Raw genomic sequence first — 12,754 nt, 5'->3', positions numbered from 1 at the left:
CTCTTCCCCAGTGATTCGGCATGCAGTTCGACAACGCTCACCCTACTTTGCGGGCGGATCCGGGGGCGAGGGCCAGCACGGACGTCGTATGCGCCCGTTAGTGTGAGCCCTGTGCGCGACGAATTGGTGTGGATCGACTGCGAGATGACCGGGCTCGATCTCGGTTCGGACAAGCTGATCGAGATCGCGGCGCTGGTCACCGACGCCGAGCTGAACATCCTCGGCGACGGTGTGGACGTGGTAATCCACGCCGACGACGCCGCCCTCGCGGCGATGGGTGACGTGGTGACCGAAATGCACTCTCGCTCCGGGCTGATCGACGAGGTGCGGGCATCCGCCGTAGACCTGGCGACCGCCGAGGCGATGGTGCTGGACTACATCGGCCAACACGTCAAGCAACCCAAGACGGCGCCGCTGGCCGGAAACTCGATCGCCACCGATCGCGCGTTCATCGTGCGCGACATGCCCGCTCTGGACACGTTCCTGCACTACCGCATGATCGATGTGAGCTCGATCAAAGAGCTCTGCCGGCGCTGGTATCCGCGGATCTACTTCGGTCAGCCCGCCAAGGGGCTCGCCCACCGCGCACTTGCCGACATCCATGAATCGATCCGCGAATTGCAGTTCTATCGGCGCACCGCCTTCGTTTCCCCACCGGGCCCGTCTACCAGCGAAATCGAGGCGGTGGTCGCCGACCTGGACGGCGGAGATGACGCACCGGAACCCAGTGATTCGGCCAGCGCCCCGCCGAGCCGCTAGTATCTACAGTCGCTGCGCGTGCAGGCCTGCGGTCGGCACACAGCCATGGTGGGTGTAGTTCAGTTGGTAGAGCGTCAGGTTGTGATCCTGAATGTCGCGGGTTCGAGTCCCGTCACTCACCCCACTGGTCAGGGAGCACCGTTGCTCCCTGACCTTTTACGGTGGTAGCGACTCCGCGCGCCGCTGTTGCACCCGTGAGTGGAAAGCAGTGAAGAGACAACGTCCCGCCTCGCCCACGATGCGGCCCGCCGTCGCGGCCGTCGCGCTGTTCCTCGCGGGCTGCGGAGGGTCGAGCCACACGTCGACGACGGTCATATCGACCCCGCCGGCGGCGACGAAAACGGTGACGAAGACCGTCGCCCCGCCACCCCCGCCCGGACCGAAGACATCGATCGAGGCCAACGGCACCTACATCGTCAACAAGGACATCGCGGCGGGCACCTATCGCACCGACGGCGGCAAATACGGCTGCTATTGGGCGAGGCTGCGCAGTTTCGACACGAACGACATCATCGACAACAACGTCGGCGACGGCCCCCAGGTGGTTCGGATCTTGCCGACCGATACCGCGTTCATGACCAGAAGCTGCGGGAGCTGGCACAAGATCGACTGACCGGACCGGTCAGGTGTTGGCGTTGCCCGCTTTCCACTCCGGCCACGGGATGTTCCAGTCGCCGAGCCCCTCGGTGCCCGGCAATGTCGGGCCCACCGTGTGCACAACCTCGACGATGTCGCCGCTCTTGCTGTGGTCGTAGAACCATTCGGCGTTGCTGGGACTGACGTTCAGGCATCCGTGGCTGGTGTTGGTGTGGCCCTGGGCGCCGACCGACCACGGCGCCGAGTGCACAAAGACTCCGCTGTAGGACATCTGGGTGGCCCAGTCGACTTCGGTGCGATATCCGTTGGGCGAGTTGACCGGAACCCCATAGGTCGACGAATCCATGATCATGTGCTTGAACCGCGCGCCGACGATGTAGACGCCGTTGGCCGTTGGCGTGCTGTCCTTGCCCATCGACGTCGGCATGGTCTTGACGACTTCACCGTTGACCCGCACCGTCACCGTTTTCGTGGTGTCGTCGGCGGTCGAAATCACCTCGTCGCCAATGGTGAAGTGCGTCTTGACGTTGTCCTCACCGAACATCCCGTCACCCAGGTCCACCCCGTAGGTGTTGACGGCCACGTCGATGGCCGTTCCTGACTTCCAGAAATGTTCTGGGCGCCAACGTACTTCGCGATTGTTGAGCCAGTAGAACGCGCCCTCCACCGGCGGGTTCGTGGTGATGGTGATGGCCTTCTGGGCCGCCGCCCGGTCCGCGATGTTCTCATCGAAGCGGATCGCCACCGGCTCGCCGATGCCCACCACATCGCCGTCGACCGGACTGACGTACGGCATGGTCAGGTGGGCGGGTGAACTGGTCGCGAAGGTCATCTGCTTGCTGGCCGCACCGCCCAGCCCGGTCGCCTTGACGTTCAGCGTGTAGCGCCTGTTGTAGCCGAGCTGCTCGGTGTTGGACCAGCGCAGGCCGTCGGGGCTCAACTTCCCGCTGATCGACCTGCCGTTTTCGTTGACCATGGTGACCGACGCGAGCACGCCGTCGGCGACGCTCACCGTCACCGGCGCGTCCACCGTCACGCCGACGGCGCCGTCGGACACCGAGGAGGTGAGCTTGGGGACCAGCAGATCGGCAAACGGAGTGCCCTTGTCGAAGATGACCTTCGCCGGCGCGGCCGCGTGGTTGCCACCGCATGCGACGGCAAACACGGCAACGGTGGCGATCGTGGCTGCCAGGCACGATCGGCGTCCACGCAAAGACGTCATCCAGTGACCTTCCATTCAATTCTCGAAGTCGGTCACCGCTGACCTAGCTGCAGGCATTCTAAAGGGTTTTGCCGACACCACATGCTCACACCGGCCCGGGCGCCCATTCGGTGTCTTCGCCGCAACGAATTCGTCACTCAGCCGAGGTCAGCGGCGTCGCGGCACGGCGCTAGGCGGGTTCTTGCTGCAGCTGCGCCTCGGCCCTGTCGCGCGTCGCGACGGCCTCAACACGGGCGAGTTTGATGATGGCCGCCGTCATCACCAACGCGGCCGCGACCAGGGCGATCGCCCCGGCGCGGCCCGTGTCCAGCGTTTCGCCGAGGACGACGACGCCCAGCACCGCGGCCACCACCGGCTGTGACATCTGCAAAGTGGGCATGGACGCCGTCAGCGGCCCGGCCCGAAACGCCGACTGGCTCCACGCCACACCGCCGAGGGCGACGAGGATGCAGGCGTACAGCTCGGGCGTCCGGGTCACCGCCCCCAGCCCGTCACCGAGCCGGGCGACGACCTCCTTGGTGAGCACCGCAAAGATGCCCCACAGCGACCCCGACACGAAGGCGAACAGCACCGCGGCCACCGCCCCGCCGCGCATCCGTCCGGCCACCACGCAGCCGACCAGCAGCGGCCCCAGCACGATGGCCACCGCGGCCCAGGTTCCCAGCGAGGCGCCCGAATGACCTGCCTGCGGATTGCCGACGATGACGACCACGCTGACCCCGGCCGTCAACAATGCGGCCCACATCCATTCGCCGGCGGTCACCGCGCGATGCGACAGCCTGGCGTTGATGGGCAGCGCGAAGAGCACCGAAAACATCAGCAGCGCCTGCACCAGCAACACCGATCCGCCGCCCAGGGCGGCGGCCTGCAACCCGATGCTTGTCGCCAAAAGCACAGTGCCCCACCACCATCGCTGGCTGCGGAGCAGGTTGGCGAACAATTCGACGGAACCGACCGCGCCGTCGGTGATGCAATGCGCCGCGCGTTGCTGCAGGACGTCGCCGATCGCGACGCATAGCGCCGAGCTCAATGCGAGGAGAGCCGCGATATCCGTTCGGCCCATGGGGATTTCTCCGTCCTGCCCGGCGTCGGTGGCCCGGTGCTTGTCAAAGTCATTGCCTCACAACACACGTCGGATTGTCAGCCGCGCCCGGTCGCGGTCTTGGTGGGCCACCTCCTGATCAATGACCGCCCCTCGTTGGGCGCGTCGCGGGCCCAGCGGCCCCGCCCGACCGCGATTTCGCCGTCTTCACCGGTCGCCGACCGTTCCCTCAGCCAGAGCAGGGGCCGCGGCGCCCACCACGTCCAGCGGCCCAGCAGGTGGATGAACGCCGGAACCAGGACCATGCGCACCAACGTGGCGTCGACGAGCACGCCAAGCGTGAGGCCGAGCCCCAGCATGCGCATGAACGAGACGTGCGCCGGGATCAGCGCGGCGAACGAAATCGACATCACCACGGCGGCGGTCGTGACGACCCGGCCAATGCCGGCGATGCCCAGCGCCGTGCTCTCGTCGGTGGCGGCGCGCGCCTCGGCCGCGGTGGCCGGCGTCTCCCGCATGGCCTGCGAGGCCAGCCAGTACTCGTGGATGCGCGAGACCAGGAACACCTCGTAATCCATGGCCAGCCCGAAGGCGATGCAGAACAGCAGCACCGGGATGTTGGCGTTCAACGTCCCGTTGGGGGTGGTCCCCAGGGCGCCCAGGTGGCCGTCTTGGAAGATCCACACCATCGCCCCGAACGCCGCCGTCAGCGACAACACGTTGCACACCAGCGCCTGCAGCGGCAGCACCGCGCTGCCGGTCAGCAAGAACAGCAACGCGAACGTGATGAGCGCGATCAGCGCGAACACGATCGGCAGTCGCTGGGTGATCGCGTCGACGCTGTCGCGGTTGATCTGCGCCAGCCCGGTCATCTCCACCGGCTGCCCGGCGGGCCCGGCGACCTGATGCAACCTGCCGAGCTGGGCGTTGGAGGCCTGCGAATAGAGCGGCGCGGTGGTCGAGACGGCGAGGAACGCGCTGCCGTTGGCCACGCCGGCGGGGGCAACGGGTGGCCCCACCCGCGCCCCATCGGCGAACGTCCCGGTCGGTGCGCTGACCGCGGACACGTCGGGCACGCGGGACAGCTCGGCGGCGTACCGCTGCAGGTCGACGCGGGTCACGCCGCGGGCGTCGGGCACGACCACCGACACCCCGGTGCCGAACCCGTTGGCGAAATCGTTGTCCAGCATGTCGGCGACCTGGCGCGCCGACGCGGACTCGGGCAGCACCCGCTCGTCCGGGAAGCCCCACTTCACCCCCAGGAACGGCGCGCCCAGCAATAGCAGCAGCGCGACGACGCTCAGGCCGACCGGCATGGCGTGGCGCAGCACATACCGCGTCGACCGGTACCAGAACTGCTCCTCGAGCGGCCGGTGCGCGTGGTCGCGGAACGACCGCTGCCCGTGCAGGATGCGATGCATCACCCGCCGGGCGTCCAGCACGTGCAGCCGCGGCCCCAGCAGCACGATCGCCGCCGGAGTGACCACCACCGCGGCGATCGCCACGATGATCGCGGTGACCACGATGGTGTAGGCGGACGACTTCAGGAAGTACATCGGGAACAGCGCCATCACCGCCATCGACAGCCCGACGGTCGTGGCCGAGAACAGCACGGTCCGGCCGGCGGTGGCCATGGTGCGGTACAGCGCCCGGTCCCGGTCCTCGGTGCGGGCCAGCTCCTCGCGGTAGCGGGTGATGATCAGCAGGTTGTAGTCGATGGCCAGGGCCAGGCCCATCGCGATGCTCAGGTCCAGCGCGTACGTCGACACGTCGGTGGCGAAGGTGATCAGCCGCAGCACCGACATGGTGCCGACGATGGCCAAGAGGCCGAGGACGATCGGCAGCGTGGCCGCCACCACACCGCCGAGCACCCAGACCAGCACCGCGAAGCTCAGCGGGATCGCGATGGACTCCATCAACAGCAGATCTCGCTGGTTCTGCCCGTTGATCTGCGCGTACGCGACGGCCATGCCGCCGGCGCGCACGGTGACGCCGTCGCGGTCGTGCACGAGGTCGCTGGTGAGCGTGCTGGCGTACTTCTGCGCGTCGTTCTCGCCGCCTTTCAGGCCGGCGACGATCATCCCGGATTTGTTGTCCTTGCTGATCAGCTGGGCGGCGGCCTGCGGCCGATCGGGTGGCATGGTCCACGCCGACGACACGTTCAGCACCCATGGCGATCGTTTCAGCTGGTCCACGATGTCGGTGGCGACCCGGCGCGCCTGGTTACTGCGGACGCCGTCCGGGGCCGTCACCACGATCAGCATCTGCTGATCGGTTTGGTTGAAGTTGTCCCGCAGGACCTCGGTAGCGCGCGCGGACTCCGAGGTCGGGTCCTGGAAACCACCGCCGGAAAGGCTGTTGACCACCGGAAACCCGAAGACTGCGGCCCCCACCAGCACCAGGAAGGCGAGCCCGACGACGCGGCGCGGGGCGGCAATGGCAAGCCGGGTGATTACCTGCAGCATGGCGTATCGCCTACCCGAAACCGCGCCGTTTGACCCGCCCCACCGCCGATTGTTCGCGCACAGCAGTTATCCGGTGAGCGGCCCCTGAGGTTTGACCTTCTGGTACTCGGGTATCGAATGTAAAAGCACACTCAGCACGTGGATTCGGTGTGCGCAGTGCCGTTTTGCCTGGGCTACAAGCGGATTGGATGTGCAATGAACTCGACGGACGACGGCACCAACATTCGGCATCCAACCGAAGACGACTGGCAGGCGGTCTTTGAAAATCAGGCCCGCACGTTCGGCGATCCGGTGGGTCCGCAGGATCTCGAAGCGTGGAAACGCCGGGTCAACCTCGACGACATCCTCATTGCCGAGGACGTCTCCGAGCCCGAGCATCCGTTTCTGGTGGGAACGTCGATCATTTACCGCGCGCAGCTCACCGTGCCTGGTGGCACCGCCCTGCGCGCCGCGTGGCTGACGATGATCGCCGTCGCGTCGACGCATCAGGGCAAGGGGCTTTGGGCCCAGCTCAGCGCGAAGGGACTCGGGATCCTGTTGGACCGCGGCTATCCGATCGTGTGCGGCGTTCCGACGCAGACCGCGATGTACGACGGTTTCGGCGCCGGGGTGGCCAGCTATAGCCACACCTATTCGATCGACCGCCGCTTCGCGAAGTTGAGGGCCGCGCCGGACGGGAGCCGGGCGCGCGAGCTCAACGCCGCCGAAGCGAGCAGCCGCTTGCCCGAAATCTACGAACGATGGTGTGCCGCAACCCATGGCGCGATCACCCGCGACGACGCGTGGTGGGCCGACTACATGGACGACAGGGAAACGCAGCGGGGTAACGGGTCGGCGCTGCATTACACGGTCCATCCCGATGGCTTCCTGACGTATCGGGTCGTCGGGTCGCAACAGCATGCGTTCCGCCCGCCCCTGGGCACGGTAGTCGTCGAGGACTTCTGCCCTATCACCAATGAAGCTCACACCGAGCTGCTGCAGACGCTGTTGGTGCTGGAGATGTTCTACCGCATAGAGATCGATGTGCCCGGCGACGATCCGCTTCCGCTCAAACTCACCGATCAACGCGCCGCGGAGATCAAGGGCGTCAGCGATTTCCTCTGGGTGCGCATCAACGACGTACCCGAGGTGCTCGGCGCCCGCACCTACGCCGCCGACACCGACCTCGTGCTGGAAGTCACAGACCCGCTGCAGCTCGCGGGCGGACGGTTTCAGCTGCAGACCCGCGGCGGCGCCGGGAAGTGCACGCCGCATGACGGGCCCGCGCACATCGAGATCGGCCTGGCCGACCTGGCCACCATCTACATGGGGGCGCACCGGGCTTCCCAGCTGGCCCGGGCCGGCCGCATCGCCGAAGCGCGCGCGGGTGCGTCGGCTGAGCTAGACGCCGCCTTCGCCACCGACCGCGCGCCGTTCTGCGGCACGGTGTTGTGAATGCGGCTGCGCGACAGTGCGTTTCGTCTTCCATGCAGACCGGGCGGCGAACAGTTGACGACAGCGGGACGACGGCCCGGCCCGGCAACGCCCACCCGGGTGCGCGGGCACGCTATCCTGGGAAATGGTCGGGATTTCACTCCGCGGTAGGACGCCTGTTATTGTCGCCTACGCGGTCTCGCCGACCACAAGCGCCGTTAGCTCAGTTGGTAGAGCAGCTGACTCTTAATCAGCGGGTCCGGGGTTCGAAACCCTGACGGCGCACAGCTCACCGAATAGTTCATCGTTCGGTGGCTTTTGCTTCCACACTGGCGCCAGTGTCTCGGAACTCCCTTTCCCGTGGCCCCCGGGGCGTCTTACCATCGCAGCGACGGTGTTTGTCCAGAGGGAACCTGTGAAAACCGAGCTGAAGTGGGTCGAACCCCACGAGGGCCACTTCCACGCCAGCATCGATGACCGCAGCGAGTACCGCGTCCACGCGGTCTCCACGGGCGGCTTCCGCGCCGAACGGGTCGACGACGGCTTCGTGCACCACGATCTCGGCCGGGCAGCCGACGCCGCCGAGGCGCAGGCGATCTGCCAGGGCCTGCACACGCGGGCGAGGCGGCGCGCGGCATGGGAGGCGTACATGGCCGAAAATGACCCGCCCGGGTGGGAGTAATCGGGGCGGCTGATCAACCTCCACAAGCCATTTGCCGTCGTATCACCCCACAAAAGCCGCTCATGTAGGTAGTTTCTTGCTGACGCCGATACGTCCCCCTGGAGACGGGCCGCGTCGAAGGAGCTGCCATGGGGTTCATCCGGCCCAATCTGCCCGTCGTCGACGTGGCCGACTGGAGCGCACGACCACGCGCCGAACGCATCGTGCCGATGGCACGCCACATCGCCCAGCACGGGTTCGGCACCCCGCTGGTGATGCACGTCATGTACGGCGTGAAGATCGCGCTCTACATCCTCGGCGGCTGGATCTTCGCGTGGTCCACGCGAGGCATCGGCGGCTTCACCCAGGTCAGCGCATGGTGGGCGGAGCCCGTCGTGTTCCAGAAGGCCGTGCTCTACACGATGCTGTTCGAAGTCGTGGGCCTCGGATGCTGCTTCGGGCCGCTCGCCGGGCGCTACTTCCCCCCGATGGGTTCGATCCTGTACTGGCTGCGACCCGGCACCATCCGGTTGCCGCCCTGGCCCGATCGGGTACCGCTGACCAAGGGCAACAACAGAACTCCGTTCGACGCGTTGCTCTACGGCGTCCTGCTGGCGCTACTTGTGTTCGCGCTGGTGTCCGACGGCACCGGCCCGATTCCCGCCCTGGACACCGCGATTGGCGTGCTGCCGCGGTGGCAGACCGCCGCCATCCTGGCGGTCCTGGCCCTAATCAGCTTGCGCGACAAGGTGATCTTTCTGGCCGCGCGCGGCGAGGTGTATGCGCCGCTGGCGCTGACGTTCCTGTTCGCCGGGGCGGACATCGTCGTCGGGGCCAAGGTCGTCTTCATGGTGATCTGGCTGGGCGCGGCGACGTCGAAACTCAACAAGCACTTCCCCTTCGTGATCTCCACCATGCTGGCCAACAATCCGTTCATCCCGTCGGGACCGCTCAAGCGGTCGATGTTCAAGCGCTATCCGGATGACCTGCGGCCCAGCGCGCTGGCGGGTTTCATCGCCCACTTCTCGACCGCGGTCGAAGGGCTGGTTCCGCTGGTGCTGCTGTTCTCCCACGGCGGCTGGCCGACGGCACTCGCCGCGTTCGTGATGATCGTGTTCCACCTGAACATCCTGCTGGCCTTCCCGATGGGCGTGCCGCTGGAATGGAACGTGTTCATGATCTTCGGCGTGCTGTGGCTGTTCGTCACGCACGCGCACCTGGGCCTGTCGAGCATCGGCAACCCGTGGCCGATCGCCCTCGTCTTCGTGGTGATCGCCGGGACCGTCGTCGCGGGAAACCTGTACCCGCGCAAAGTCTCCTTCCTGCCCGGCATGCGCTACTACGCCGGCAACTGGGACACCACCCTGTGGTGCGTCCGCCCCTCGGCCGACGAGAAATTCCGCGTCGGCTCACGCGCCCTGGGCCCGATGCAGCACCTGCAGCTCGAGCGGTTGTACGGCAGCAAAGAGGAAACCCTGGTCCCGCTGCACCTCGCGCTCGCGTTCCGCGGCATGAACACCCACGGACGCGCGCTGCTCACCCTGGCCCACCGGGCGATGGCCGACTACGACGAGGACGACTACAACCTATGCGAGGGCGAAGTCCTGTGCTCGATGGTCCTCGGCTGGAACTTCGGCGACGGGCACATGCACAACGAGTGCCTCATCGAGGCGCTGCAGCAACGGTGCGGGTTCGAACCCGGCGAGGTGCGGGTCGTGATCCTCGACGCCCAACCCATCCACCGACAACGGCAGGAATACCGGCTGGTCGACGCGGCGACGGGCGAATTCGAGCGCGGCTACTGCGAGGTCGCCGACATGGTCGTGAATCAGCCCTGGGCCGACGACATTCCGGTCTACGTGCAGAGCGACCGCGTCAGCGGTTCCTGACGCGGCGCACGGTCACCACCACGACGAGCGCCCCGACCCCGGCCAGCGAGGCCAGCACCACAGGTTTCTGCACGAACCCGATCACTTGGGCCTTGAGGTCGTCGGCGAGGCGACGCGGGTTCGCCCGCTCGGCAAGGGAATCGACGGTGGCCGCCAGCTGGTCGCGGGCGACGTCGATGTCTCGCTTGATGGCTTCGGGGTCGCGGTCCGCCACTGTGTCCTCCAAGTCGCCCACTATCCGGCTCATGCACCTGCCCGAACTACCCTAGATCAGCTGGCGGTAACCCCGACGCCCCGGTGAACAGAAAGGGACCCACCTTGACCGAGACCACGCGGCTTGCACCGGGCGACAAAGCGCCCTCCTTCAGCCTGCCCGACGCCGACGGCAACAAGGTATCGCTGGCCGACTACAAGGGCCGCCGGGTCATCGTCTACTTCTATCCGGCCGCCTCCACCCCGGGGTGCACCAAGCAGGCGTGCGACTTTCGGGACAGCCTGGCCGAGCTCAACGGCGCCGGCCTCGACGTCGTCGGCATCTCCCCCGACAAGCCGGAGAAGCTCGCCAAATTCCGTGACGCGGAGGGGCTGACGTTCCCGCTGCTGTCCGATCCCGACCGCAAGGTGCTGACGGCCTGGGGCGCCTACGGCGAAAAGCAGATGTACGGCAAGACCGTTACGGGCGTCATCCGCTCCACGTTCGTCGTCGACGAGAAGGGCAAGATCGCCGTAGCGCAGTACAACGTCAAGGCGACCGGCCACGTCGCCAAGCTGCGCCGCGACCTGTCCGTCTAGCTGATTACGGCGGCCTCCGTGTACTCGGTGATCGGCCGCGCGATCCCCTGTTCGTCGCACACCCGCTGCAGCTTCTCCAGCGTCTCGTCGATGCCCGGTCCGAGCCGCGGGCCGGGGGTGAAGGTCGCCGGAAGGTGCTGCATGCCCTGGATCACGCCGATGGTCGGATAGTGCACGGTGCCCTCGGGGTCGCAGCGGTAGTCGGGCATCCGGTCGAGCACCGCCGTGAGCATCGACTTGAACACGACCCGCGCGACATTGGAGCCGATGCAGCGGTGGATGCCGAGCCCAAAGCTGAAGTGCCGGTTGTTCTTACGAGCGAGGTCCAATCGATGCGGGTCGGGGAACACCGCGGGATCGCGGTTGGCCATCGCCCAGGACAACCACAGGCGGTCGCCCTCCTTGAACCGCGTGCCCGCGATTTCGAGGTCGGCGGCGATCGTGCGACCGTCCCCGGGGGCGGGCGTGAAGTAACGCAGGAATTCCTCGGTCGCCGAGTCGAGCAGCGTGTCCGATTCCCGCCTCAGTAGTTCGCGCTGCTCGGGATTTTCGCCCAGCCATTCGAGCGAGTGCGCCGTCAGCGCCGTCGTCGTGTCGAAACCTCCGCCGATGATCAGGCCGAGCATTCCGAGCAGTTCGGCGTCGGGGGCGGGTTCGCCGTCGATCGTCATTCGTGCCAACGCGTCCACGATGCCGGGTCGCGGGTTCTCCCGAATCTCGAGGAGGTGGTTGAACAGGTCCGCCCCCATCGCCATCGTCTGCTCCAAAACCCTTGGGGCGTCCGGGGAATCGACGGGGGTGTAGACATTGGCGTGGGCCGGCTCGCAATAGAGCTGCCACTTCTTCAGCGGAACGCCCATCATCGCCAGCGTCAGGACGGCGGGCACAACGTTCGCGAGATCGTCGACGAAGTCGATCCGCCCGACTTCGATCTTCTCGTCGATGCTCGCCCGCACGATCTCGTCGACGAATGGCTTCCAGCGCTTGATCGCTGCCGGCGACATGTAGGGGTTGAGAATGCGACGGTAGGCGGAGTGCTCGGGTTCATCCATCTCGAGCATGCCGCCACGGACGCCGGTGGCCTGCGGCAGCGTGGGAATCGTGATGCCCTTGTAGCCGGTGCCCTCTCCGGTGACGTCGTGGTCGTTGGACACGTGCGGGCACCGAGCGAGCTCGAAGACCTCCCGGTTGCCCGCGGCCACCCAATGCCCGTCGTAGGTGTCGGTCCACGCCAGCGGGCACCTGGCGTGCATCTCCTCGGTGATCGCGGTGAACCGCTCGCGGTACTCCGGGGTGTGGCGATCAAAGTGGTAACGGTTGGTCTTGCTGACGTTTTCCGTACTCACGGTGGCCTCTCCTGCGGACGAGTGGCTGCGTATAGAAGCAGTATGCAGCGAGACTGTCGGTCTCGTTGAGCATTCAAGCGGCTTGTCGGCTCATCTGGCAGAGATCCTGTCCACTCGGCGATACTGACTTCCATGAGTTCCCTCGCCGAGAAAGCGCTCGCCGGATTCATCCGGTTCCACGATCACGTGTATCGGGGAACTCACGGCTGGATCGGGCACCGGATGATGTGGATGCCCAGCCTGTTGCTGCACACGGTTGGTGCGAAGACGGGCGCGCCACGCACGGCCGCGCTGGCCTATGGCCGCGACGGCGACGACTACCTGGTAACCGCGTCCAACGGCGGCGCCGCGCGCTCGCCGGGCTGGTACCACAACGTGAAGGCGCGCCCCGAGGTGGAAATCAACGTCGGCCCACGGCGTTTCGGCGCCACAGCGCGTTCCGTCCTGCCCGGCGACACCGAATACGACCGGCTATGGAAGATCGTCAACAAGGTCAACAAGGGCCAGTACGCCAGATACCAGGAGCAGACGTCGCGGCCGATTCCCGTCGTGGTGCTGACGCCCAGCC

At 66.7% G+C, this 12,754-nt stretch carries 12 protein-coding genes and 2 tRNA genes; 9 read left to right on the top strand and 5 right to left on the bottom strand.

Annotated elements, in window-relative coordinates; genetic code table 11:
• The first annotated feature begins 111 nt into the window (after positions 1 to 111).
• The 3 genes from orn to JF781_RS08455 all read left to right on the top strand — a co-directional run bounded on the left by orn (position 112) and on the right by JF781_RS08455 (position 1,372).
• On the top strand, positions 112 to 759 hold the full coding sequence (orn, locus tag JF781_RS08465; RefSeq protein ID WP_225327058.1) for an oligoribonuclease: 648 nt from the start codon (positions 112 to 114) through the stop codon (positions 757 to 759).
• A gap of 48 nt (positions 760 to 807) precedes the next feature.
• Positions 808 to 883: transfer RNA gene (locus JF781_RS08460), tRNA-His, on the top strand.
• Positions 884 to 997: 114 nt separating this feature from the next.
• The gene (locus JF781_RS08455; RefSeq protein WP_225327165.1) at positions 998 to 1,372 is read left to right on the top strand and encodes a hypothetical protein; all 375 of its coding nucleotides are present in this window, start codon (positions 998 to 1,000) and stop codon (positions 1,370 to 1,372) included.
• A gap of 9 nt (positions 1,373 to 1,381) precedes the next feature.
• Here the strand turns inward: JF781_RS08455 and JF781_RS08450 are convergent, their stop codons facing one another.
• The 3 genes from JF781_RS08450 to JF781_RS08440 all read right to left on the bottom strand — a co-directional run bounded on the left by JF781_RS08450 (position 1,382) and on the right by JF781_RS08440 (position 6,085).
• A complete protein-coding gene (locus JF781_RS08450; RefSeq protein WP_225327057.1) occupies positions 1,382 to 2,593 on the bottom strand; it encodes an Ig-like domain-containing protein in 1,212 nt (403 codons plus the stop codon).
• A gap of 154 nt (positions 2,594 to 2,747) precedes the next feature.
• Complete coding sequence (locus tag JF781_RS08445; protein ID WP_225327056.1) at positions 2,748 to 3,641, bottom strand: DMT family transporter; 894 nt, start codon at positions 3,639 to 3,641, stop codon at positions 2,748 to 2,750.
• Between the two features lie 77 nt (positions 3,642 to 3,718).
• Positions 3,719 to 6,085, bottom strand: coding sequence for an MMPL family transporter (locus JF781_RS08440; RefSeq protein WP_225327055.1), 2,367 nt, complete (start codon positions 6,083 to 6,085; stop codon positions 3,719 to 3,721).
• 195 nt (positions 6,086 to 6,280) lie between these two features.
• Between JF781_RS08440 and JF781_RS08435 the strand changes: the two genes are divergently transcribed.
• The 4 genes from JF781_RS08435 to JF781_RS08420 all read left to right on the top strand — a co-directional run bounded on the left by JF781_RS08435 (position 6,281) and on the right by JF781_RS08420 (position 10,048).
• Positions 6,281 to 7,519 (top strand): GNAT family N-acetyltransferase, encoded by a 1,239-nt coding sequence (locus tag JF781_RS08435; protein WP_225327054.1) that lies wholly within the window; start codon positions 6,281 to 6,283, stop codon positions 7,517 to 7,519.
• 191 nt (positions 7,520 to 7,710) lie between these two features.
• Positions 7,711 to 7,783: transfer RNA gene (locus JF781_RS08430), tRNA-Lys, on the top strand.
• A 130-nt stretch (positions 7,784 to 7,913) separates the two neighbouring features.
• A complete protein-coding gene (locus JF781_RS08425; RefSeq protein ID WP_225327053.1) occupies positions 7,914 to 8,180 on the top strand; it encodes a hypothetical protein in 267 nt (88 codons plus the stop codon).
• Between the two features lie 128 nt (positions 8,181 to 8,308).
• Complete coding sequence (locus JF781_RS08420) at positions 8,309 to 10,048, top strand: DUF3556 domain-containing protein (protein WP_225327052.1); 1,740 nt, start codon at positions 8,309 to 8,311, stop codon at positions 10,046 to 10,048.
• Here the strand turns inward: JF781_RS08420 and JF781_RS08415 are convergent.
• Entirely contained in the window at positions 10,035 to 10,262 is a 228-nt protein-coding gene (locus JF781_RS08415) for a DUF3618 domain-containing protein (protein WP_225327164.1), read from the bottom strand. The two genes, JF781_RS08420 and JF781_RS08415, sit on opposite strands and share 14 nt — an antisense overlap.
• Positions 10,263 to 10,366: 104 nt before the next feature.
• Between JF781_RS08415 and bcp the strand changes: the two genes are divergently transcribed.
• Positions 10,367 to 10,840 carry a thioredoxin-dependent thiol peroxidase gene (gene bcp / locus JF781_RS08410; RefSeq protein WP_225327051.1) on the top strand — a complete coding sequence of 158 codons (474 nt, stop codon included), beginning with the start codon at positions 10,367 to 10,369 and terminating at the stop codon, positions 10,838 to 10,840.
• Here bcp and JF781_RS08405 read toward each other — a convergent pair.
• Positions 10,837 to 12,186 carry a cytochrome P450 gene (locus tag JF781_RS08405; RefSeq protein ID WP_225327050.1) on the bottom strand — a complete coding sequence of 450 codons (1,350 nt, stop codon included), beginning with the start codon at positions 12,184 to 12,186 and terminating at the stop codon, positions 10,837 to 10,839. The genes bcp and JF781_RS08405 overlap by 4 nt on opposite strands.
• A gap of 132 nt (positions 12,187 to 12,318) precedes the next feature.
• Between JF781_RS08405 and JF781_RS08400 the strand changes: the two genes are divergently transcribed.
• Positions 12,319 to 12,754, top strand: a 436-nt coding sequence (locus tag JF781_RS08400) for a nitroreductase family deazaflavin-dependent oxidoreductase (protein ID WP_225327049.1), incomplete at its 3' end; no start/stop codon positions are given.

Source organism: Mycobacterium sp. WUMAC-067 (genome assembly GCF_020217485.1).
Taxonomy (GTDB): Bacteria; Actinomycetota; Actinomycetes; order Mycobacteriales; family Mycobacteriaceae; genus Mycobacterium.
This window is presented reverse-complemented; position numbering and strand designations above follow the sequence as displayed.